Raw genomic sequence first — 22,434 nt, 5'->3', positions numbered from 1 at the left:
TTGTGCTCCGGAACTCAACCGCCAACACCGATGACGCCCGACGACGGCATCCATCGCGCCTTCATCGACCCGCTCGGCGACAGCAACGGCCAGCCGTCTCCCGGCCGCTGCTCACCACCGTCGACCCCACCCACGTGCGCCGTGATTGCGCGCAGACCACCGGTGGCGGGCGCTGCTCGACCGGGCCCGGCTTGTCGCCCGCGTCGCGCAGGTCGAGGAAGTGGGCGGTGACCCCTCGCTGCTGTGAGGGCCGGTGACCTCTCACCCCGTCCAGCACGACTTGACCTCGATCAAGAGATGAGCGTCGATCAGCGCTGGTCGTCGTCTGTCGTCCGGACGTCAGCATTTCCCAGGGCCCTGGCGCGTGTCGGGCGGCGACCGTGCATGCCCGAGATCCGTCGACCGAAGGGCCATCCGCCATGGCACACCCCGCACACCCCGAGGACCGCAGCCGGCGTCCCAGCGACCGCACCGCGCTACCGGTGGACGTCACCGACAGGCTTCTGTGGGCGCTCGCGGTCGACGTCGCCGCCGCCCACCACCCGGGACCCGACGGTGCCTGCACGAACCTGCAGTGCCGCGGACAGCAGGGTCCTTGCTGGGCGCTGCGCACCGCCCGGCGCGCCGAACAACGCGCCCGCCGCGCCGCCACCGTCGCCCCGCGGCCTTCGCCGGGTCCGGCCGCGATCGCACGCGGGCGCGCCGCGGTTCCCGCCATGCCGCGTCGCTTGACCGGCTGGTTCACCCCGGCCCATCCGCCGACACCTGTGATGCGGCCCGCACTCGTACCGGGCGCGGTGCCGCCGGAATCCCGGCTGGACCGGCGCCCACCAGTGGCGGCGTCGGCCGCCTGAGCACGCACCCTGGAGGCAAACCGTGAACTTCCTACCGAACGACACACTCGCCGGCTACGCCCGCACCGCCGTGGACCTGCGCGCCCGCATGGTCGACTATCACCGCAGTCCGCTCGCGGCGCAGTACCTGCAGGCGTTCTTCGGCAGCCGTCTCGCCGACCACCCCAGCCCCAGTTCCGGGGGCATGGCGAAGGTCCTCACCGCGGTCCGTGCCATCACCGCCAACCCGTGGCGATTCGGCGAGCCGTACGTCATCGCCCCCGCGATGACCGCGATCATCGCCGCCGCCGCGGCGGCCCTCGACCTGACCGGCGAGGTGCTTCCCGCCGACGTCGCCCCCGACGACGGCGGGGTGCTGTTCCTTCCCGAACCGATCTACCACCGCGGCGTCAGCGGTGAGGTGTCCTCGATCGGGGCGATCACCTGGGCCCGCACCACCAACACCAGCAGCGGCCGGTCCTTCTGGGCCATCGCCGGCTGGGCCGACCACCACGACGCGCACGACCCGGCGGCGGTGCGCCGTCGTGTGCAGCTCGCTGACCGGCCCGACCTCGCCCGCCAGTTCGGCCCCTATGTGCTGACCGACTTCACCGAGATGCCCATCGGCCGGCCCGTTGACCCCCGCCCCGACCTGCCGGTCCTCGACGGGGACGACCGCGACTGGGAACCGGCGCCCGACGGCCGGTTCTGTATTGACGAGACCACGACCGCGATGCGGGCCTGCGCCGCTGTCGCCTATGCCTTCTGGCGTATCCAGGCCCAACCCCTCGCGACCGTCGCCGCCGCCCCCTTGGACCGCGCTGCGCGCCGCCGTGCTGTGCGGGCCAGCATCCGCCATGACACCCGTGTGGTCATGCTGCGCCGCACCAGCCCTCTCGCCGAACCGCCCGACGGCGAGCCCAAGTGGCACTACCGGGTGCGGTTCGTCGTCCGCGGCCACTGGCGACGCCTCATCGACCGCGACGGCCACCCCTACCGCATCTGGATCAACGCCCACATCAAAGGCCCTGACGGGGCGCCCTTGCTGCACGGCGAGAAGGTGGCCGTCCTCGCCCGCTGACTCCTGCACCTGCCCGAAGGCCGCGCGCCGCCGCTCCACAGGCCCGCGTGGCCTTCACCGTCCTCGCGACCCGCCGGCCCGCTGCCGGCCCTGCCTCGAAGGAGTCCAGTCATGACCACCCGCATGCTGTCCGGGATCGCCCTCGCGGTCACCGGCGTCCTGCTGCTGTGCTCCGGGCTGGCCACCACCTTGATCTTCGGCGGCGGGGCGGGCGCGTGCGGGCCGGCTACCAGCGTCACGCCCACCGCTTCGTCGGCCGCGCGCAGCCCTGCTTTGGGTGGGATCGGTCCGATCGGTGACTGGAACGCCGAGCAGGTTGGCAACGCCGCCACCATCACCACCGTCGGCATGGGCCTCGGCGTCCCGCCCCGCGGCTGGGTCATCGCCGTGGCCACCGCGATGCAGGAGTCCTCCCTGATCAACATCCGTGGTGGGGACCGCGACTCGGTCGGCCTGTTCCAACAGCGCCCCTCCCAGGGCTGGGGTACCCCCGAGCAACTGCACGACCCGCGGTACGCGACGACGAAGTTCTACCAGAAGTTGCAGGCCGTCGACGGCTGGCAGGCGATGCCACTGACCGAGGCCGCCCAACGGGTGCAGCGGTCGGCCTACCCGGACGCCTACGCCAGGTGGGAACCCGACGCCGCCAGGATCGTCGCCGCCCTGACCGGGGCCAGCGCCGGCCCGGCCGCCTGCGGCGTGGCGGTCAGCGCGCAGGGCTGGGCCCAGCCGGTGCAGGGGGATGTCGGCTCCGGTTTCCGCACCTCGGGCCGTCCCGGGCACGACGGCGTCGACCTGATCGTGGGCAAGGGCACCCCGATTCACGCCGCGTCCGCCGGCACCGTCTCCGTCGTGCGGTGCAACGCCGTTGACGTTCGCACTGGCCGGGACTGGGGCTGTGACCGCGACGGCGATCCCGCTCTGACCCGCGGCTGCGGCTGGTACGTCGACATCAACCACCCCGGTGGGGTGATCACCCGCTACTGCCACATGCTCACCCGCCCCTCCGTCGCCGAGGGTCAACGGGTCGCGGCCGGTGACGTTATCGGCGTCGCCGGCAGCTCGGGCCACTCGTCCGGACCGCACCTGCACTTCGAGGTGCACCTCGGTGATCACACCTCCGGCACGGCCGTCGACCCGGTCGCCTTCATGGCGTCCGTCGGCGCGCCCCTGAATCAGTAGTCCCGATCGCGGATGCCGGCGGCGGCTCCGTGATCCACCCCCAGCTCCGGCGGTCGGCCCGCCTGGGGACGACCGCCGCAACCCACCCATCCGCACATCCCTTGAGGAGGACAAGGCCGTGAGCACACCCACGCTCATCGGTGTCGCCGCGTTCCGCGGCAGCTACACCGCCCGTTTGATCCAGTTCGGTGAGAGTCCGGAGGTTCTGGTGCCGCTGCTGCGCCGGATCTGGACCGACACATTCAGCCGTAACGCCAACGCTATGGCCGCCGCGCTGCTGGCCCACGACTGGTGGTCCCTCGCCGTCAACCCCAAGCCCCGGCGCTGGGACCGGCAGCCGCCCGTGCCCGGCCTGGGCTACCCGGTCGTCGCTCAGGACGCCACCGTTCGGCGGGGCGCGCTGCGCGAGGACGTCGGCGGGGCCCTGGAGTGGCTGTATCTGCTGCACCTCGACCAGCGGCGGCTGGTGGTGTACGAGGCGACGATCCACGGCCGCTGGCTGCGGCACAGCGCGCATCACCTCGACCCGGTCGAGGACCTGTTCGTCACCGCGACCGCCGACGACGGGGGCGGTCCGGAGATGACGGTGTGCACCGTCTGCGGCGCGGTCGACGAGATCGACCACGTCGAGGTGCCGTCCATGGCCGGCTACGGCTACGACACCGTCACCAGTTGCGCCCGCTGCGGTTCCTCGGTCGCCAGCGACCCGATGTTCGGCGATCACGTCACCCGCAAGCCCTGGCCACCGCAGAAACCCACGGCGGGCGATACGGCGGGCGAGACCCGATGAGCACCGACCGCCCGCCGTCAGCGGCCACCGACGACGGCGGCCCTTCCACCGGCCCCGTCGACCGATCGGAGACCGCCATGACCAGCTACGAGGCCGGGCAGCGTGTCGCCCTGGTCCACACCGACGACCCGTACACCCTGCTGCGGCCCGGCGACACCGGCACTGTCCGCCGCCACGACCAGCGGCACAACGTCGTGGAGGTCACCTGGGACAGCGGCTCGACGCTGGCGATGTGCCTCGACGCCGGCGACCGCATCGCACCGGTCACCACCACCCCGCCGCCGCCGACCGGTGACCCGGTTGCGGAGGCCACCGGATGGGCCGCCGCGCTGCAACGGATGCGCGCCGCCGGCGCCGAGGCCGGACGCACCGCCGCCGAATGGTGGGCGCAGGACACCATCGGCGCCCGGACCGGCGGTGACAGCCGCCTGGCCGCGCGCCGGATCCTGGTCGGCATCCACGACGGCGATCCTGCCATCCTCGACGCCCTGCCCCGCTTCTCCTCGGTGGGAGAGTCGGTCGACGTCGCCGGGTGGGAGCTGTTCGCCGACGCCACCGGCGACAGCGCGGGCTGGTTCGGGCTGCGCATCCCGCAGCGCGACGAGGCGATGGCCGTCTACCGCGACGCCTACGACACCGCCGTCACCGACCGCGTCGCGGAACTGTGTCATCTCGCGGCCAGCCCCACCGGCACGGATGTGTCCCACCTGCACCCCGACCGGGTCCGGATCGGCGGTGTCGGTGTGTTCGCCGGCGACTGGGCGCGCACCACCGGGCCCGACGGCGACGACCGGGTCGAGGTCGGGTTCGTCGGAACACTGATCGATTACTGGAACGGGTGGGCGGTGTTCTCCTGCACCCGCGACGTGGCGGAGGCGATCGTCGCCGACCAGCAGCGCCACCGCGGCCGGTACCGCGACAGCCTGCGCGAGCAGGGCGTGCCGGCCGACGACCTGGACCGGCAGGTCGACGAAGCGCTGGCCGGTCTGTCCTTCGACGGCGACGTCCTCGTCGCCGACCAGCGTGCCCTGTCCGGCGACCCGGACGCCATCGATCGCATCACCGCGGACGGTGATGGCCGGTACGTGGTGATGGGCCGCAGCTGGTGCTGGGAGGCCGTCGATCCGTACGTCTGCGACCGGATCGTCGGCGACCTGCCCGACACCGACAACGCATAGGCCGGCATACCCACCGATGCCCTACCTCGACGGGTGGGCCGACAGGAAGGAAACAAGTGACCATCCGCGCCCAAGAAGAGATCGTCACCCGGGTCTGGGCGCTGCGCGCCAACCGCGGGGACATCTTCGGCTTCCGAGAGGAAATGCTCGTTGAGGCACTCGACCTGGACCACGCCCGCCAGGTCATCGCCCCTCGACACCCGGGCGAGTGGACCCAGCGGGTCGACCACGAGACCCATGCCCGGGACTACCTGCGATTCGCTATCGGGAAGATCCTCGACCACCGCGGCAACTCGGCGAGCCGGTCGGTGGACAAGCTGAGAGAACTCGCCCGGCTCCTCGGCCGCGACGACGTCGTGGCGGCGATGGAGCACGCCAGCTACCCGATGTACGGGGCGCCCAAGGTCAAGGCGTTCACCGACGGGTTCGGCTGGCCGTTCCACGATGATCTCGACGGCGACGACGGGCTGGCTCTGGCCCGGATGGCCGAGGGACAGCAGTGCGATCCGCAGGGCTGCGAACGGGGCTGCGCCGACTGACCACAACCCCGCCGCCAGCACCACCTCCCGCTGCCACGGTGCACACGTAGTCAGCCGGCGCTCCCGCACCCGCGCACCCATTCGACTTGATCGGTTGGCCTGGCGGAGGTTCCATCGTCGGCGCCGACACCGCCCGCGCGGCCTCGACACCGACCAGCACGTACCAGCGGCGATCTGACGTGTCGCCGTAACCCTTCAGCACCAGGGGTGTGGTCGCCCACCTGCCCGGCCCCGCGCGGGCCGGCGTGGTTGGCCCCGCCCGTCTCCGCTGTGCGGTACCCACCGCCCGCGCACCCGGAGGCGGGTGCGCGGGCCCGACCCCGAATCGAGGCAATCCCATGACGACACCACACCCACCGGCCGGTTCACCGCAGAACGACCCGGCCCCGGCCAGCGGCGCCGGCACTCCCGCCACCGGGGCGGGCTCCGGCCGGTCCGGCTACCTCTACCGCAAGGTCGCCCTGCACCTGGCCGACTACCCCGACCAGATTCTCAAGGTAGGTGAGATCACCCGGGCGATCGGCGCACCGTCGTCCGGGGCGGTGTTCGAGGCGCTGAAGAAGATGGCCGCCGCCGGGCACGCCACCCACCACCGCAACCCACACCGGTTCCAGATCACCCAGGCCGGCATCGACGCCGCCGGCGCCCTCCCGCCCGCCGCGCCCCGCACCCGCTCCAGCGGCAGCAGTGGTGGTGGTGGTGGCCGGCAGTCCCGGCCCGCGCCGGTGCCGCGGCCGAACGGGACGCTTTATCACCCGCGGCGGCTCGGCAAAGGCTGGGACGTCGAGGAACTGCGCCGGCTGCGCACCCAGCAGGTGCCGGTGCTGCTGTACGGGCCGCCCGGCACCGGCAAGACCGCGATGGTCGAGGCGGCGTTCCCCGACCTGCTGACCGTCGCCGGCACCGGCGACACCGTCGTCGACGACTTCCTCGGCTCCTACAACCCGGTCCCCGGCGGCGGCTACGAGTTCGTCCACGGACCCCTCGTCACCGCGATGCGCCAGGGGCGGGTGCTGCTGGTCGACGACGCCACCCTCATCCCGCCCCGCGTCCTGGCAGTCCTGTACCCGGCCATGGACGGCCGCGGCACCGTCACCATCCCCGCGCACGGCAACGAAACCGTGCAGGCCGTCGACGGGTTCTACATCGTCGCCGGCCACAACCCGGGCGTGCACGGCGCGGTCCTCACCGAGGCCCTGGCCTCCCGGTTCACCGTCCACCTGCACGTCACCACCGACTGGGACCTCGCCCGCCAACTCGGCGTCCCCAAGCCGGTCGTGGCCGCCGCGATCGACCTCAACGCCGACCTCGCCGCCGGCACGACCGTATGGGCGCCCCAGCTACGCGAACTGCTCGGCTTCGTCACAGTCCGCGACCAACTGGGTATGAGCGCCGCCCTGGCGAACCTGGCCGGCATCGCCCCGCAGGACGCCCGCGACGACGTCACCGCCGCCCTGTCCCGGCACACCGGCACGCCCATCACCGCGCTCGCCCTCGGCAAGCGCTAACCGCCCCCTTTTCTGGAAGGAGCCCCGTTCGTGTCCCACCCGCACACCCACCTGCGCCCCGGCACACCGCCGCCGCCGGCCGGCGCCGCCGACTGGCGGGCCTGGTCGCAGGCGTGGACCCAGCACGTTCCGCTGCTGACCGGCCGTACCGACCTCACCGTCCTCGTCGCGCCCGGCGCCGCCGGGGACGCACCCGAGTGCTTCTACCCCGCCCTCAACCGGATCGAGGTCGACGCCACCTACATCGCCGACAGCCCCGACGTCACCGACCCGGCCAAGGCCCGGCACAAGCGGCTCGTGCCCACCGGCTACGGGCTGCTCGTGCACGGCGCCGCGCACGCCGTGCACAGCCGCTGGACCACCCCGCCCGGCACCCCGCCGATCCTCGCCACCGTGGCTGACCTACTCGAGGAATCCCGGGCCGAAGGACGCCAACGCGCCCGCCGCCGCGGCGACCGCCGCTGGCTGCGCCACGTCGTGACAACCCTCCTGCGCCCCGACGACGCGGCCATCGACGACGCGTGGCACGCCGGACAACTCGCCGCGCTGCTCCTGGCCCGCGTCGACGCCCGCATCGTCACCAGCAAAGACGTCCGCCCCGTTCGCGCCGCCGTCACAGGCGTCCTCGGACGCAAACGCCTGCGGCAGCTACGCGACATCTGGCGGGAGGCCCACACCTGCGACGACACCGACGCCGACACCATGATCTGCCTGGCCCGCCGGTGGTGTCAGGTCCTCGGCATCGACCCCGACCAGCAGTACGACACCCCCGTACCGGACCCGGGCTTGTTTCCCGGCCGCCTCGCCGCGGCCCTCGTCGACTACCTCGCCGTCGCCGCCGGCGTCACCCCGGCCGAGTACGCGACGGCGCTGCTCGCCCACCGGCACAGCCCACCCACCGAGTGGGACCGAACCGACCCGACCGAGCAGGAACACCGCGCGGCCCGCGACCTCGCCAACCGGCTGCGGCAGGCCCGCACCCGCCACCCCGAACCCGGCCGGCGCCCCTCGCCGATCCCACCCGGTCGGCTGCGGACCCGCCACGCCATCACCGCCGACGCGCAAACCGCCGCCGGGCAGATGCCGACCGCCGCCCCGTGGCAGCAACGCGCCCAGCTGCCTCCGGAGAAGCCCCGCCTGCACCTGGCTGTCCTGGTCGACCTGTCCGGGTCGATGGCCCGCTACACGCAGGCGATGTCGTCGGCCGCGTGGATCTTCGCCAACGCGGCACGCCGCGCGCAGGCGACGACCACCACCATCGGGTTCGGTGACCGCACCACCGTCCTAGTGCCCCCACGCACCTACCCGAGGCAGGTGCTGCACATGCGCACCGAGCTGGCAACCGCCACCTTCCCGGAAGCGGTCAAGGTCGCCGACCAGCTCCTCGACCTGCGCCACGGCCGCGCCCTGCGGATGCTCGCCGTCGTCTCCGACGGCTACCTCGACGACATCCCCGCCGGCCAGCAACTCGTCACCACCCTGCACCGCGCCGGCTGCGCCGTGCTGTGGCTCCACCCCGCCGACCCGCCCACCGACGGCGAACCGGCCGACCCGGACCAGATCTGGGGGCACACCTTCACCCACGCCACCACCCTGACCGTCACCGACCCGACCGAGGCCATCGCGGCGATCGCCGACGCCGCCGTCACCGCCCTCACCCAGGCCTGAACCCCGGCCGGCAGCCGACCAGTCCCACCCCGCGCCGCGGCGCTGCCCGGGCCGCTGCCGGGCAGCGCCGCGCACCGCGCCCCCGCGACATACCGGGCCTGGAACGCGGGGCTGCCACAGGCGGCCCCACTCGCATCTCGCGGAGGGCCCGATGCCGAACGGCATCGCTGCCGCCCCCGGCGACTTGACCATCCCTCGCCATCGAAGCGTGCATGCATCGCGCCCCGACCGATCCAGATCCCGGGGCGCGACTACGACGCTGCCCGACAAGGAGTTCCTCATGCGTTACGGCACCGACGACGAACACCCCTTCGACACCGACAACCGCGCCTGGCGGCGCCTGCACGACGTCACCAGCGAACACTTCTACGCCATCACCTGGAACCGTGACCCGGACGGACGGCCGGTCCTGCTCACCCTGCGCGACATGCGCACCGGCGACACCATCACCCTCGCCGTCCTCGACTCCCTGGAGATCCGCGACCCGCACGCGCTGATCGCCGTCCACACCAGCGGCGACCTCGACGCCCACGGCCCCACCAGCGGCGCCGACGCAGCCCACTCCCACGCCGCCACGCTCGCGCTCGACAGCACCACCCTCGCCGTGACCAGGCCCGTGCCGCTGCACGACCCCGCCGTCACGGATCTACCCGCCACCGGCTGGGTCGACCTCCCGCCCGACCTCGCCCACATTCTCCGGCCAGCGCTCGACGACGCCCGCACCGCCGTTCTCGTGCTGCTCGACCGCACCGACGGCAGGCTCGCCGCCATCGGCCCCTTCCCCACCCACGCCGCCGCCGACACGTGGCAACCCGCCGACCGGCCCGGCCGCACCGCCGACCGGCTCACCGTGCCCCTGCACCCGATCCTCAGCGAGCAGGCCCAGCCGTGACCACCACCCGACCACCCGCGCACCCCACTTCCTCCCCCGTCGTGGCCATCGACGTCGACGGCGTCCTCAACCCCGCCAACCCCGCCCACGCCGAAACACTCGGCTACCGGCCGCACCGCTACAACGGGCCCGCCCCCGACTGCCGGCACGTCACCGGCACCGTCTGGCTGAAACCCGACCACGGGCCCTGGCTGCGAGAACTCGCCGAACACGCCCAACCGGTCTGGTGCACCAGCTGGAACCACCTCGCCGCCGCATGGATCGCACCACGGCTGGGCCTGCCGACCACCTGGCCGCACGTCCCCGTCCACGCCGGCGGGGTCCGCTTCGGCCACCAGACCAAACTCAGCCCCCTGTACGCGTGGATCGCGCGGCGGCCACTCGCCGTCCTCGACGACGAGTTCGGCGGCAAGGACCCCACCACCGCCGGCCAGCGCACCGCCGACGGCGCACCCACCCTGCTTCACCCGGTCGACCCGTACGACGGGCTGCGCCGCGCCGACGTCGACACGGTGCTGACCTGGCTGGCTGAGCTCTGGCCACGCCACACCGGCACCCAAGAACTCCGTTTACCCGGACTCATCGAGCCCGCATCCAACGCCTAGGGATGCGGGCCCGTGCCGCACATGACAAGGACATGACGATGGACAACATGTTCGACGCCGCCGACGAACCGGACGTCGACCGGTCACCCCGACTCAGCGTCGGCGACCCGGAACTGCGCAAGACCCGCCGGCTCGCCCGCGAGTGCGCCACCTGCATCTTCAAGCCCGGCAACCCGATGCACCTCACCCCCGGCCGGCTCCAGCAGATGGTGCGCGAGGCGCGCGGCGACGCGGGATACATCATCTGCCACTCGACGCTGCCCTACGCCGGCAGCCCGGTCCCGCCCGCGCTCTGCCGCGGCTTCGCCGACCGCTACCGCACCTGGCAACTCCAGGTCATGGAACACCTCTGGGGCTTCGTCGACGTCGAGCCACCCCACCCAGGCACGGACCCCACCCCCAGCGCCGAATGCCTAGGAGACACCGACCATGCGTGACATCAACGACGTCCTCCGGCGTCAAGAGCGGATCATCGACACCATCGGCTGGGCCGTCACGTACGTCCTGCCCACCGACGACGGCACCGTCACCACCGCCCCATTCGCCTACACCGTCGGGCTCACCGCCCACGACTACCCCGAACTGATCACCGCCGGACTGCCACCCGAGGTCGCCCACAGTCTGCTCAACGACCTGGCTCGCCGGGTCTACGACACCGCCGAACGGTTCACCCACGGACAACGCCTCAGCGACCTCATCGCCGGCTACGACGCGATCATCATCGACGGGCCGCCGACAGACGAACTGATGCCCGGGTTGGCGATCAGCCGCTACGGCCGCGACCAGGTCCGCCTCCAGCAGATGGTGTGGCCGGACCAGCAGGGCCGATTCCCCTGGGACGACGGGTACCGCTTCGAGCCGCGGACACAGCCGCTGATCGGCCGGCTGTAGCCGGACACCCGACCTCCGTCGTCCGCGATCGGCGCCGCCGTGGTGGTCAGCCAACCGTATGAGTCGCTGCGTCCCAGCGCGTGATCGGCGAGCTCGTCGTGCACCGCTGGGCGGCCTCGTCTGTAGATACCCGTCGTTTCGGGCACCGGCGGCGCTCGGTCTCCGCCTGCGACAGAAACAGCCAGTCCAGGTACGTGGTGAGAACCGCGTAGGCGTAGGAGAGGGTGCCGTAGCCGAACCCTGGGGTGACCTGGACACCCGCTATGCCTAGCGCGCCAGCATCTACCGCGCCTGTCTGGTTCTCATCGCCGCCATCATATGGCTACGGCGATCGACAGAATCTAGCCGGACCATCTGGCGGTAATGGCCTCTTCAACACCGAAGCGCTCGCCGCAGGCCAGGCAGTCCGCTCGGCCAAACACGTAAGTCAGCTTCTCGGCGATGTCAGGATGGTCGTCGGCGATCGCGCGAGCGTGCAGGCGTTTTCCAACACCCGTCAAGTCATCAGGATCAGCGGGCAGCAGTGGCAGCCGCTTGGAGCCGGAGTCGTTCATGTACATGCTGTCCAGCGTGGTAAACGTTCCGTACTGGCCGAACGCGACGAAGATCTCTTCATCGCATTGCAGGCACGCCACCTCGTATTCCTCGTCGTTGAGCCCGTCGAGGTGTCTGCCCCAGACCTCGACACCCTCGAACGCCAGCAGCGCCTGCAACATATAGACGTAGGTGCTGGGGTCGTCATCGGGACCGGCACTTCGGAGCGCTTCCTCGGTCAGCGCTCTCAGTCGAGCGATTTCGTACGGATAAGTAACGTGCGGGTCGAGATCACCGTAGGGCTGATCCACGCTGGACACGATGTCAGCCGCCAGCGCCAGCGGCATCGTCCGCTGCGCGGGCGACCAGCGGCCCGCGATCTCCGTCAGGACTGACAACGCCGGGAAGCTTGCCGGGTACACCGTGCCCTGATGGCACAGCCGGGACCACAGTTCGCCCCAGACCGGGCTGCGCGGGTCCGGTTCAGCCCTCGCCAGCAGACCCGGAACGTCATCTGCCACGCCGTAGGCATGCCTGAGCTGGGACCAGTCCGTCATGCCGGTGATCTAAGGGGGTGTCTCAGTTGGTGAGGTTGTGGCCTCGGGCATGATCTTCTATTTGTGGCGGATGTTGTCGGGGACATGATCCAGACTTGGGCGCCGGAGGACTTGTGGGCGGTCGCGCAGCCGTTGATTCCGGTTGCTGCGAAACGGCCTCAGGGTGGTGGGAAGCGCCGGGCTGACGACCGGGCGGTCCTGGCGGCGATCGGATACATGGTGCAGGCCGGTTGCTCGTGGCGGAAGCTGCCCGCTGCGTTGTTCGGGGTGTCCCGGCCGACGGTGCACCGCCGGTTCAGCGAGTGGACCCGGTACGGATTGTGGGAACAGATCCATCACGCGCTGCTGCACCGGTTGAACGTCGCTGGTGGGATCGACTGGTCCAGAGCGATGATCGACTCGATCAGTGTCCGGGCGCTGAAAAGGGGGACCTGACCGGGCCAAACCCGGTCGACCGCGGCAAACCAGGCTCGAAGATCCACGTCTTGTGTGACCGGCGGGGCGTGCCGCTGCAGGTGCTGATCTCCGCCGCGAACACCCCGGACGCGCAGCTGCTGTTCCCGTTGCTGGATGCCCTCACCCCGGTGCGGGGCCGTCGCGGCCGGCCCCGCCGCCGCCCGGGCAAGCTGCACGCGGACAAGGCCTACGACCACAAGGCGATCCGGGCCGAGGTCCGCCGCCGCGGCATCGCCGTGCGCATCGCCCGCAAAGGCATCGAGTCCTCCCAGCGACTCGGCCGACACCGGTGGATCGTCGAGTCGTGCCTGTCCTGGTTCACCAACAACCGCCGCCTCGCCCGACGCTACGAACGCAAAGCCGAGCACTTCCAAGCCTTCGCCGACCTCGCCGCCATCCTCATCTGCCACCGCCGACTCGCAAAAATCACCAACTGAGACACCCCCTAAGCAAGTCCCCACCGCGCCCGCACCACCAGAACCTGCCTGACTCCCCCATGACAAGATCGACAGGATATTGCCTGGGGCTCACTGGCACGCCTTCCACAGGCCCGTCGGCACCCTCCTCATGTAGGGGACAGACATCAAGCGTCTCTACCAAGATCGAGGGCAGTCAGGGTTAAGACGCCCCGGGGACGGTCGGTTGCGGGCCGTCGTGCTGGGCGTTGGCCCGCTGCAGTTTCGCCGGCGGCCAGTACCGGCGCACGGTGCGCTCGGATCTGCCGATCCGCTCGGCGATCTGGGCGGGATGCATCGACGGGTCCCGCTGGTACCAGTACGCGACGGCCGCCGGAGTGGCCGCGGCGACCTGGGCGGCGTTTCCGTGGTCGGAGGGGATCGTTGCTGGGGTCTTCGCGTCGTGGGTTGGCGTCCCGCCGGCGCGATCGCCAGCAGGACGGGACGGCTCGGAATCGCCACGGACGTCGTCGCGGTCGGGCTGAGCCGGGCGGTCTGGTGCCCCATCGCCTTGCGTGCTCGCGGCCTTTCCTCGTGATGGAACCGGGGTAGACACGGCGCCCGGCGACGCAGAGGTGGCCATTGGTTTGGTCTCGGTGACCGTTTCGGCGAGGCGGGGCATTCGCCGCCTGGTGGTCCGGTCGGCGCCGGCCCTCAGGGCGTGGTGTCCTAGCCGCTCCTGAGGGGCCGCTGGTTGCTGCGTGGGCGTGGGCCGGCCGGTGCCGGCGCGGATCCTTCCGGTGATCTCCACGAGGCTGATGCTGGCCACGACGACAAGGCCGTCCACGGAGATCGGCAGCAGGTAGGACGCGCCGGCGTCGATCTCGCCGTAGCGGGCGGCGACACCGACCATGTGCCAGTAGCTGACCCAGCCGGCGATGCCGGCGATCGCGGCGGTGGCCAGCAGCCGCAGGGCGGCCAGGGACCTGCGGTGGCTGGGCACCCTGGAGATCAGTTCCACGGTGAGCAGCAGCGCCAGCGGCGGCCAGGCGGCGATCAGCTGGCTGATGAGGTTCGGTCGGGCGTGCAGCACGTTCGCCGCGATCGACGCGGCGACACCGAGGGTGAGCACGGCACGCACCGCCCACCGCAGCGGCCGTAGACCGACCAGCTGGTCCCGGCTGGCCGCGTTCGGATGGTCACGGTGCGAGGACGGCGAGGTGGAGATGTCGGTCATGCAGTCGCTCCGTCCTCGTCGCGGGAGTGAGGCTGCGCCTGCGGGCGGGGCCGGGGGCGCTGCTGGGCGGCGATGAGCTCGTGGGCCAGGGCGAGGGTGTCTTCGTGGGGTTCGGCGTCGATCTCTGCGAGAGCCCGCGTCAGTGCTCGGCGCAGGGAGCGGATCGCGTCTGTCTGGCCGAGGGCGGCGCGGGCGCGCATGGCGTGCTGGTAGAGCTCCTCGGTGTAGGGACTGTGGCGGATCGCCTCGTCGAGCACAGTCAACTGGTGGGCGGGATGGTCAGCGAGGGCGTCGGCGAGCGCGAGGTAGGTGTCGAGGGCCTGCTGCCGTACGGCCTCGCGGTAGGGCTCGATCCACTCGTAGTCGACGCCGTCGGCGAGGTGCCCTCGGTAGGTGTCGACGGCGCGCCGTAACGCGGCGACCCGCGCTTGCGGGTCGGTGGCGCGTTCGGCGGCGCGGATCGCCGCGCGCATCCGCCACAGGTCGACGTCGACGAGGGCGGGGTTGAGCGTGTAGCGGTTCTGAGGATGGGTGAGGTAGTCGCCAGGGCCTGTCGTGTGCCGCATGACGGCGCGGAGGTTCGACACGTAGGTGTACAGCCGGCCAGGTGCCTTGCTGGTCGGGGCATCGGGCAGCAGGTCATCCAGAATGGCGTCCACGGTCGCTTCCCCGTCATGGACCGCCAGGTACACGAGCACCTCGAGGGCCTTGGCGCGCAGCGGCGGATGGGACGCGGCGTCGGTGATGCTGGGCGGGCCGAGCACCGATACCTGCACGCGGCGGCGCTGCTGCTGCTCGCCGTTCACGTCGGAAGGCACGGTTTCCGGTCCGTCGGCGAGTGGGGTGTCGTGACCACCGGCATCGGCAACGGCGCGCGTAGCGGCGATCGGATGGGGCCGGGTGTCGATGATGCCGGTCGACCCGGCCGATGCGTGGGGATGGGCGGCGACGGGGTTGTGGCCGGTGGCCTCGACGGGGCCGGGTGACGTGCTGGCAGTCGTCGGAGTGAGCGTTTCCGCTGGTCCCGGGGTCTCGGTCAGGGTGCCTCGGCCGGCCTCGGTCGAGTTCGCGGTGGCCGGTTGTCGGTCGTCTGACGGGGGCGCGGCGTCGTTGGGTGTCGGTGGTTGGCCGGTGTGGGACTCGGCGAGGACGCCGAGCAGAGCGAGGGTGTCGGCCGAGGTGAGCACGGCCAGACGCTCCACTGGGGTGGGACGGTCGTTTCGGTCGTCGGCGGCGTCGGCGAGGGCTGTGGTGCCGTCAGCGGCGACGGCGACGGTGTCACCGTCAGGCCATGCGCCGAGCAGCACCCCGTGGATGTCCAGGCGTGTGCCTTGGGTGAGCAGCGCGGCGATGCGGGTGTCCTGCCGGGCTGCGGCGGCGTGGGTCAGCAGCAGCACCGGCGGCAGCGGCTCCCCCGCGGGATCGAGCGTCCGCAGGTCGGCCACCGTGTCAGCGCCGTGAGCGTCGACGAGGCGGCTGCGGTGCAGGATCTGCGCTTCGATGAGGTCGAGGGCCTCCTCGGCGCTGGTGGTGACTGTCAGGCGCGGGGTGTGGGGCAGGGTCGCGGTGTCCGTGTCGAGGAGGGTCGTCACGGTTGTCGCTGGCATCACCACCTGGGTCCGTTCGTGTGGGGCGTCGAGGCCGCCGGCGGCGAGCGCGGCGGTCAGGAAGCCGCGGGCAGCGGCGTCGGCGCCCGGGCCGGTGAGCCCGAGGCCTGCGGACGGCCAGGCCTCGGCCAGCGGGTGCGCCAAGGACGGCACCGCCGGACGCGGCACAGGTACCGGGTCGCCGTCGGTGTGGTCTTCACCGTCGAGGGCGGCCGCGTCCGGCCCGGTGTCCCCGTCAATGGGGTCTGGGGACAAGTGGAGGTCGTGCCGTTGGTGGCGGGTGGTGGCGGATGTGGTGATGCGTGGTGCGGCCCGGCGCAGCCGCCGGCGGAGCTGCGTGACCACGGTCGGCATCGGGGTCGTGTCGGGGCCCTCGACGTGGGTAGCGGTCGAGGGTGGGCGCGGGGTGTAGCGGCGACGCCGGTGTGCCCAGACCAGCGCGGCGGCTGCGGCGATCGCCACAGCCAGGCCGATGTCCACCCAACTGCCGCCCGGCACGTCGATGCCCCGAGACCGGTGAGGTGTGGGCAACGGATCGCGTGCCGGCGGCTGCGAGGCGCTGCGGGATGGTGGAGTCACACCGGCGGTGCCCGGCGCGTTCGCGGTGACGGCGGGGCCTGCCGGGGGTGGTTCGGTCGCGGGTGCTGTCGGGCCTGCCGTGGTGGTGGTCGTGGGTGTCGGCGTTCCGGCCGAGGAGTCAGGCTTCGTGGGTGGCGCCGGGAGGTCCGGGCGGCCGGATTCGGTACGGCGCTGCTGATCGCGGCGCCGCGGTGCCGGGTCGCTCCTCTGTGAGGCGTCGGTCGGCAGGCGGAGAACCCAGCCTGGATAGATGAGGTCGGGGTTGCGCAGGGCGCCGCCGACGTGGGGGAAGCGGGCGCCCCGGTTGAGAGCGAAGATTTCCGGCCACCGGTCGGCGTCGCCGAGGGTGCGGGCAGCGATCTCGCACAGACTGTCGCCGCGGCGCACGATGTAGGTGGACGGCGGCGCAGCCGGCTGATGGCCCGCAGCGGGGCGGTGGGAGGCGGGTGAGGCGATCGCTTGTCCAGGCGCGGCTGGTTCATCGGACGTGGTGGTCGCGGGAGTGGCGTGTGCGACAGCACCGGTAGCAGCGGTGACGGCGGTCGCGCCGAGCAGCGCCGCGGTGAGGCCCTGGACCGGACGGGGAAGGCGTAGAACAGGTGCGCGGCCCAGCCGGCGGGCCAGCGCCGCATACGCATGGGTAAGGACGGCCGTGGCCAGCAGCAGCCAGAGCGTCACGGCCGCGGCTGCGACGAGAACGGCGACGACACCGCTGCTCATCGGATCGGCTATCCACTGCCGCATGGTGGCTGGCGCCGGCAGGTGCGGCGTCCAACCGCTGTGCAGCGCCGCGACGACCGTGATGGCGGCGGTGGACAGGACGCTGGTGGTGACTGCGGCGCTGCGGGCTCCTGGGGATGTCACCTGCCCTCCTCCTGCTCGCCGCACATCCAGCAGGGCTGCTGGCGGGGATGCAGTGACGCTATGGCCCCAGCACGGTGCGACATCCCGGTCGGTCGCTGACTGCACCTCACGACGCCTTACAAGACCTCACAACGGCAGGTCAGCGAGAAACGACGGAATCGGAGTTCACCAGCTGCAGCGCCTGCGCAGCGGCTCGTCGACCTTCTCAGGCGCTGCGGCACCAGCGGGACCGCACGGCCGCGCAAAGGGGGCAGCATCGAACGCGCTCGGTGGCGGGTAGGCGTAGTCGAGGTCCCCATGTCGCCGCGAACTGCGAGGCATCCCACAACGATGCCGCCGCCACCGAGGGCGAGGCTCTGCGCCACAGCGGCGAGGCCTACGACGGTGTAACTGCCGGCCAGGAACCCTATGGAGGGAATCACAACTCGGCTCGCAAGCCCGAGCTTCGGATATGGCACATCCTTCTCATGGCAACACAAAGAAACGCGCCTATCCAGCCAGCGCGCGTCCAGATTTAGATTTTGGGCGCGGGGCCCCTATCGATGCCCCAGTCCCCTAGTCGTCCGGTCGGCGCCCCCCAGTCCCCCAAAAAATACGTCTCGCGGTCGCCCGCATTGTCGGCGAGGAAAGAAGATCAGGAACGGATCGCGAAACCGGTCGTTTGACCGGTCCAATGATCGGGATCAAATGGCGGATTAGAAACCACAGCCAAGCGCCACCTTTGATGTTTTCGTCTCTGCCGATGAGCGGCGGGACGACCTTTGGGCTGATGTGGTCGAGAGCGAAGCATCAGGCACGGCCAAATGCGATTCGCCTTTGCCGTTCGACTCCTAACCGTTGACCCTCGCAAGGCCATCATCGAAGTCGAGTTCCCCGACGCGGCAGGTCTTCGCTGGCGGCGGCGCGTGGGCGAGCCGCCAGAGCGGCTGATCGCTTCACCAGTCCGACGTGCCGGGATCGGGCGGTGGATTGCTGGACGGCGAAGAATAAGACCTACGATCAGGAGCTAGAAGCCCTGACCCGCGGCACCCACTACCTGAACCGCAGCAGCTGATCAGGTCTGGGGCAGTTCCGATTTCCGATTTTCCTGATGGAGTATACGGATTTGGTGGTGCCAAATTAGTCTGCGCAATCTTAGCGGCCGCGCGTCTGTGTGAGCGAGTCAGCAATGAGAGAGCCTCGGCTTCCCGGCGTCCAGGTCAACGGCAACGACGTGCTTGCCGTGCGTGCCGCGACGGCCGCTGCCACACCGGGCCTGCACCGGTGGGCGGACCAACCCTCATTGAAGCCGTCACGTATCCATGGGCCCGCCGCCTCCTCCGACAACCCGAGCCGCTCCCGTCCGGCGGAGGAGGCCGCCCTCAACTCCGGCACCATCATACTGAAATTGATCGCAGCCAGCGCACGAATCGGCGCTTGTCGACGTTGTCGCACGTTTGCGGTCGCGGACTACGATTAGCGGCAAGATGCGCTGCGATGCTGACCCTGGAGGTGCCGTGGTTGATCAATTCAGGATGAGTTTCGCCGGAGATCCCGGTCTCGACGGCACCTTGAACGAACTGGCCAGGGACCTCAATGCGGCGGGCTGCCAGGTCGTCAAGGACACCTCCGAGGTTCCGGCGAAAGGCGTCGAGCTCGTCACCGCGATCAGCGTCAGCCTGGCCAGCTTCGCCACGGTCCGTCCCGTCATTCTCCGCATCCTGACGATGTGGGCGCAGCGGCCGCGGGATCGCGCGTTCATTCTCGAGAAGGAGCACAACGGGGTCACGACGACGGTGATGCTGCGGGCCAGTGGACTGGACAGCGCCGACTACCAGGCGACCATGGCCTCCATCGCGGCGTTGCTCGAGGCCAAAGGCACGGACGGCGCCTAGGCGGGTCCAATGCGTCGTAGCACCGCCAGAATCCTGCTGGCCGGGCGGAAGCCCGACGTCGCGCGCATTGAGCAGGTGCTGCGTGACCACCTGCCCGAGCGCCGGTCGTCGGACCGACACCGTCTCGTCGACGGCGAGGTCACGGCGCCGCGGCTCGCTCAGGAGCTGTCTTGGCTCATGTCGTCCGGCACCGACGAGAGCCTGCGGCTGTTCTACTACTCCGGCCACGCCACGATCCTGCCGTCGCAGGAGGTGGCGATCGTCTGCGCCGACTCCGTTCCTGAGAACCCGTCGACCTACCTCTCGGCGTCCGTGCTGTTCCAATTCGCGGCCGGTTGCAGCGCGGCCCGGCACGTCTGGGTCCTGGACTGTTGTTTCGCCGAAGGACTGGGCGCCAGCCGGTTGCCCGAGCCGCTGCGCAGCGTTCTGCACCACGCCGTGCTGGCCAGCAGCTCGCAGCGCTACATGACACCGGCCGCCGACGACGGCGCGGTCAGCCCGTTCACCGCCCTCCTCGAGCTGGCCGTCCGAGGGCTCGCCTATCCCACCGCCAACGAGACGGTCGATCTCGGGTCGATCGTCGAGTACCTGCTCCACGAGAGCAGCCGGCTGGGCGAACCGGCCCCGCGGTACTCCTATGCCGGCTCGGGAAACCAGCTCGTCTTCGTCCCGCAGTCGCTGCCGATGTCCGTACTGCGCCACACTCGTTCACGGACGGGCGCGGTACGCACCCTCCCGCTGGTCTCGGTCGGCGAGCCCGGTCCCCTTCGGGCTGGACGCGCGGTGGAACGAACGGATCTCGACGACGAGGTACGCATGGTGGACGGGCGGACCCGGCCGATCCTCGGCGTAAGTAAGTCCATCACCGCATATCGGCCGGATGCCACCACCCCCATCCTCGTCGACAGCCCAGCGTCACCGTCCGCCTGGGACCTCGTCGAACTGGCCGACCACCGGCCCGTCCTGTTCACGGTGTCGAGTCAGGCCGACATCCCCCAGTCGATCAGGGACCTCGTCACCGTGGACGTGCCGCCCCCCGTCGACGAGCGCGATGTGCTCTCACGCCTCCGCCGGCACCGTCTGCCGGACAAGGTCGCCCGGCGGCTGGCCGGAGACCTGGCGGAGCGGGCACAGGGATCGGAGTACGAGCTCAATCGTCTTATCCGCCAGCTACGGGCCTCGAGCATCGGCGACGGCTCGTCGGCGGCCGCCGATGAGCTTCCGGGGGTCGGCCAGACCGTCGCGCAACTGGTTGCCGCGTCGCCGTACGCCCTCGGCGTGCTGCGGATCTGCGCCGACGTGCCCGGGATGCACCTGCCCCTGTCGACGCTGACGAGCTGGCTGCGCTCGCAGCACGCGGGTCCGGGGGCGGGACACGGCGCCGGGCTCCGGTCGCTGCTCGCCGAGACCGGTCTGCTAATCCTGCGCAGCGGCTCGGTGTTGCTGCCGGTCCGGTTCGCCGGTGACGTGCTGGCGCTGCTGCCGGGCCTGGGACATCCGGGATTCGCCGCCTTCGCAGCTTGGGCGCTCGGCCAGCGCGGGACCACCGCCCGGCTGACGCCACAGGCGCGCCACCAGCTGCTTCGGGCCGCGCTGCTGTTCTGCGAGCACCGAGTGGGCGACCCCGCAGCCAAGGAAGACGTCGACATGGTCTTCCAGGCCTGTGGTCTGGACCTGTTCTCCTCGGCGACGCTCGAGGACTGGTTGCCGCTCACGGAGCAGGTGGTGCACTACCTCGGCGGGGACGCCACCGCCGGTGTGCTGAGCGTCTGCGCGCACGGCTACCGGCTCGCGGACGACTACGACCGCGCCCGAAGGCTCTTCCAGCGGGCCCGGACCGGGTCACGCGACCCGCTCGAGCTGCTCGCGGCGCGAGCCGGCATCCTGGCCATGGGCAACTACGTCGACGGCGCCACCCGGACGCGGCTCGACGCGATGTCGGCCGAGGTCGCCGTGGAACTGTCCGACCTGGACAGCGCGAAGACCGCCAAAGGATCGATGCCCCTGGCCCAGCTGCTGTTTCGCCAGGGCAATCTCGAGGTTTACCGCGCCCAGTGGGACGAGGCCCGTACGGCGTTCGAGCGGGCCACGTCGTTCCTCGCCCGTTTGGGAGACATCACTTCGGCCCGCCTCCGCATCGACGTGCTCAAAGGCCTGGGAGACATCGCTGTGGCACGGGGCGAGCTGGACCGCGCCGGGGAGATCGCCACGACCATGTTCCGTGCGCTGGTCAGGGACAACCTCGTCCGGCTCGGGCGTCCCTGCGTGGCGAAGACGCTCCAGTTCGCCGGCGAGATCGCCCGGCAGCGCGCCGTTTCGAGCGGGCTCGGTCCGGTTGCGGTTAGGACGCTGCGGGAGGAGGCCGCCTACTGGTACCGCCGGGCGGCAATCGAGTACCGCGACCAGCGCCTCACGCTCGGCACCCTCATGACCGGTTTCATGCTGTCGGAACTGGACGGCATGAACGGGGACCTTGCCGAATGTTTGGAACGGCACATGGAGGGTGTGGACGCGGCCGACCGGATCGGTTCCTCATTCATGCATTTCAAGTTTCTAGTCGGCACCGTCAAGGCTGGTGCGCTACTCGGTCGGGGCGGCCGCAATACCATTCTGCAGCCGTATGCGGACGAACTGCGAGAAGAGGTCGCGCGGTCACAGGCGGCCCCCGTGCATCTATTCTGGGGGAAGGTAGCACTCTGTCTTCTCGATAAGGCAAAGTCCGACGGTCTGCGCAATCTCGAACCGCATGCCGCCAATCTCCGCCTGCCTCAACAACTCCGTAACGATCTGCGGTCCGGGGTGCCCGGGCCATGGTTGTTCGGGTATTACTGAGGCATGGATCTGGCAGAATATCAGCGGCTGTCGGCAGCGACCGCGGTATATCCCCGTATCGGAAGCAACTACCACTACCCGGTTCTCGGCCTAGCGAGCGAGGCCGGGGAGGTCGCGGACGTCGTCAAGAGAATCGAACGCGACGACGACGGAGCCGTGACCGACCGGACGAGAGACGCAATCGCCGGAGAGCTCGGTGATGTCCTTTGGTACGTCGCGCAGGTCGCCTCCGAATTCGGTCTCGACCTTTCCGAGATTGCCCGCGGAAACCTCGAAAAACTCCAGGGGCGACACGACCGCGGCACCATCCGGGGAACCGGCGCGCGATGAGC

19 protein-coding genes are annotated in these 22,434 nt (G+C 70.8%); 16 read left to right on the top strand and 3 right to left on the bottom strand.

Features of this window, described 5'->3' with window-relative positions; genetic code table 11:
- The first annotated feature begins 419 nt into the window (after window positions 1–419).
- The 12 genes from MICAU_RS31470 (at window position 420) to MICAU_RS08955 (ending at window position 11,167) form a co-directional block, all read left to right on the top strand.
- Window positions 420–854, top strand: coding sequence for a hypothetical protein (locus tag MICAU_RS31470; protein ID WP_049794816.1), 435 nt, complete (start codon window positions 420–422; stop codon window positions 852–854).
- Between the two features lie 22 nt (window positions 855–876).
- Complete coding sequence (locus MICAU_RS09005; protein ID WP_013284986.1) at window positions 877–1,914, top strand: hypothetical protein; 1,038 nt, start codon at window positions 877–879, stop codon at window positions 1,912–1,914.
- Window positions 1,915–2,025: 111 nt separating this feature from the next.
- Window positions 2,026–3,096 carry a M23 family metallopeptidase gene (locus tag MICAU_RS09000; RefSeq protein WP_013284985.1) on the top strand — a complete coding sequence of 357 codons (1,071 nt, stop codon included), beginning with the start codon at window positions 2,026–2,028 and terminating at the stop codon, window positions 3,094–3,096.
- Window positions 3,097–3,214: 118 nt separating this feature from the next.
- Window positions 3,215–3,886, top strand: a complete 672-nt coding sequence (locus MICAU_RS08995) for a hypothetical protein (protein WP_013284984.1) — start codon at window positions 3,215–3,217, stop codon at window positions 3,884–3,886.
- Complete coding sequence (locus MICAU_RS08990; RefSeq protein WP_013284983.1) at window positions 3,883–5,064, top strand: DUF4314 domain-containing protein; 1,182 nt, start codon at window positions 3,883–3,885, stop codon at window positions 5,062–5,064. Before MICAU_RS08995 ends, MICAU_RS08990 begins: the two co-directional genes overlap by 4 nt.
- A gap of 56 nt (window positions 5,065–5,120) precedes the next feature.
- On the top strand, window positions 5,121–5,603 hold the full coding sequence (locus MICAU_RS32855; protein WP_013284982.1) for a hypothetical protein: 483 nt from the start codon (window positions 5,121–5,123) through the stop codon (window positions 5,601–5,603).
- Window positions 5,604–5,941: 338 nt separating this feature from the next.
- Entirely contained in the window at window positions 5,942–7,111 is a 1,170-nt protein-coding gene (locus MICAU_RS08980; RefSeq protein ID WP_013284981.1) for an AAA family ATPase, read from the top strand.
- A 30-nt stretch (window positions 7,112–7,141) separates the two neighbouring features.
- A complete protein-coding gene (locus MICAU_RS08975) occupies window positions 7,142–8,779 on the top strand; it encodes a VWA domain-containing protein (RefSeq protein ID WP_013284980.1) in 1,638 nt (545 codons plus the stop codon).
- A gap of 280 nt (window positions 8,780–9,059) precedes the next feature.
- Window positions 9,060–9,671 carry a hypothetical protein gene (locus tag MICAU_RS08970; RefSeq protein ID WP_013284979.1) on the top strand — a complete coding sequence of 204 codons (612 nt, stop codon included), beginning with the start codon at window positions 9,060–9,062 and terminating at the stop codon, window positions 9,669–9,671.
- Window positions 9,668–10,276 (top strand): HAD domain-containing protein, encoded by a 609-nt coding sequence (locus MICAU_RS08965; RefSeq protein WP_013284978.1) that lies wholly within the window; start codon window positions 9,668–9,670, stop codon window positions 10,274–10,276. Before MICAU_RS08970 ends, MICAU_RS08965 begins: the two co-directional genes overlap by 4 nt.
- A gap of 38 nt (window positions 10,277–10,314) precedes the next feature.
- Window positions 10,315–10,713 (top strand): hypothetical protein, encoded by a 399-nt coding sequence (locus MICAU_RS08960; protein ID WP_013284977.1) that lies wholly within the window; start codon window positions 10,315–10,317, stop codon window positions 10,711–10,713.
- The gene (locus MICAU_RS08955) at window positions 10,706–11,167 is read left to right on the top strand and encodes a DUF4262 domain-containing protein (RefSeq protein WP_013284976.1); all 462 of its coding nucleotides are present in this window, start codon (window positions 10,706–10,708) and stop codon (window positions 11,165–11,167) included. Before MICAU_RS08960 ends, MICAU_RS08955 begins: the two co-directional genes overlap by 8 nt.
- Before the next feature lie 341 nt (window positions 11,168–11,508).
- On the opposite strand, the gene MICAU_RS08950 is transcribed toward MICAU_RS08955, so the two are convergent.
- Window positions 11,509–12,258 carry a hypothetical protein gene (locus MICAU_RS08950; protein ID WP_013284975.1) on the bottom strand — a complete coding sequence of 250 codons (750 nt, stop codon included), beginning with the start codon at window positions 12,256–12,258 and terminating at the stop codon, window positions 11,509–11,511.
- Window positions 12,259–12,342: 84 nt separating this feature from the next.
- On the opposite strand from MICAU_RS08950, the gene MICAU_RS31810 reads away from it, so the two are divergent.
- Window positions 12,343–13,151, top strand: a protein-coding gene (locus tag MICAU_RS31810) for an IS5 family transposase (RefSeq protein WP_240322485.1) whose coding sequence is annotated in 2 segments (ribosomal slippage) — window positions 12,343–12,678 and window positions 12,681–13,151 — 807 coding nt in all. Because the reading frame shifts where the segments join, the coding sequence is not laid out codon by codon here.
- 181 nt (window positions 13,152–13,332) lie between these two features.
- Here the strand turns inward: MICAU_RS31810 and MICAU_RS31805 are convergent.
- Window positions 13,333–14,346 (bottom strand): DUF2637 domain-containing protein, encoded by a 1,014-nt coding sequence (locus MICAU_RS31805; protein WP_013284974.1) that lies wholly within the window; start codon window positions 14,344–14,346, stop codon window positions 13,333–13,335.
- Window positions 14,343–17,501, bottom strand: coding sequence for a BTAD domain-containing putative transcriptional regulator (locus tag MICAU_RS08930; RefSeq protein ID WP_145755698.1), 3,159 nt, complete (start codon window positions 17,499–17,501; stop codon window positions 14,343–14,345). Before MICAU_RS08930 ends, MICAU_RS31805 begins: the two co-directional genes overlap by 4 nt.
- A gap of 1,391 nt (window positions 17,502–18,892) precedes the next feature.
- On the opposite strand from MICAU_RS08930, the gene MICAU_RS08925 reads away from it, so the two are divergent.
- From MICAU_RS08925 to MICAU_RS31800, 3 genes are read left to right on the top strand one after another with little or no spacing between them, the layout of a single operon-like run.
- The gene (locus MICAU_RS08925; RefSeq protein ID WP_013284972.1) at window positions 18,893–19,270 is read left to right on the top strand and encodes a hypothetical protein; all 378 of its coding nucleotides are present in this window, start codon (window positions 18,893–18,895) and stop codon (window positions 19,268–19,270) included.
- A gap of 9 nt (window positions 19,271–19,279) precedes the next feature.
- The gene (locus MICAU_RS08920) at window positions 19,280–22,102 is read left to right on the top strand and encodes a caspase family protein (RefSeq protein WP_013284971.1); all 2,823 of its coding nucleotides are present in this window, start codon (window positions 19,280–19,282) and stop codon (window positions 22,100–22,102) included.
- A 3-nt stretch (window positions 22,103–22,105) separates the two neighbouring features.
- On the top strand, window positions 22,106–22,432 hold the full coding sequence (locus MICAU_RS31800) for a nucleoside triphosphate pyrophosphohydrolase family protein (RefSeq protein ID WP_013284970.1): 327 nt from the start codon (window positions 22,106–22,108) through the stop codon (window positions 22,430–22,432).
- Window positions 22,433–22,434 lie beyond the last annotated feature (2 nt).

Origin of the sequence: Micromonospora aurantiaca ATCC 27029 (genome assembly GCF_000145235.1) — a bacterium.
In the GTDB taxonomy this organism is placed as follows: Bacteria; Actinomycetota; Actinomycetes; order Mycobacteriales; family Micromonosporaceae; genus Micromonospora; species Micromonospora aurantiaca.
This window is presented reverse-complemented; position numbering and strand designations above follow the sequence as displayed.

Bases quoted from the DNA above. Each gene is read 5' to 3' on its own strand.
- MICAU_RS31470 (WP_049794816.1), top strand. From the start codon at position 420: ATGGCACACCCCGCACACCCCGAGGACCGCAGCCGGCGTCCCAGCGAC.
- MICAU_RS09000 (WP_013284985.1), top strand. From the start codon at position 2,026: ATGACCACCCGCATGCTGTCCGGGATCGCCCTCGCGGTCACCGGCGTC.
- MICAU_RS08990 (WP_013284983.1), top strand. From the start codon at position 3,883: ATGAGCACCGACCGCCCGCCGTCAGCGGCCACCGACGACGGCGGCCCT.
- MICAU_RS08980 (WP_013284981.1), top strand. From the start codon at position 5,942: ATGACGACACCACACCCACCGGCCGGTTCACCGCAGAACGACCCGGCC.
- MICAU_RS08970 (WP_013284979.1), top strand. From the start codon at position 9,060: ATGCGTTACGGCACCGACGACGAACACCCCTTCGACACCGACAACCGC.
- MICAU_RS08960 (WP_013284977.1), top strand. From the start codon at position 10,315: ATGGACAACATGTTCGACGCCGCCGACGAACCGGACGTCGACCGGTCA.
- MICAU_RS08955 (WP_013284976.1), top strand. From the start codon at position 10,706: ATGCGTGACATCAACGACGTCCTCCGGCGTCAAGAGCGGATCATCGAC.
- MICAU_RS08950 (WP_013284975.1), bottom strand. From the start codon at position 12,258: ATGACGGACTGGTCCCAGCTCAGGCATGCCTACGGCGTGGCAGATGAC.
- MICAU_RS31805 (WP_013284974.1), bottom strand. From the start codon at position 14,346: ATGACCGACATCTCCACCTCGCCGTCCTCGCACCGTGACCATCCGAAC.
- MICAU_RS08920 (WP_013284971.1), top strand. From the start codon at position 19,280: ATGCGTCGTAGCACCGCCAGAATCCTGCTGGCCGGGCGGAAGCCCGAC.
- MICAU_RS31800 (WP_013284970.1), top strand. From the start codon at position 22,106: ATGGATCTGGCAGAATATCAGCGGCTGTCGGCAGCGACCGCGGTATAT.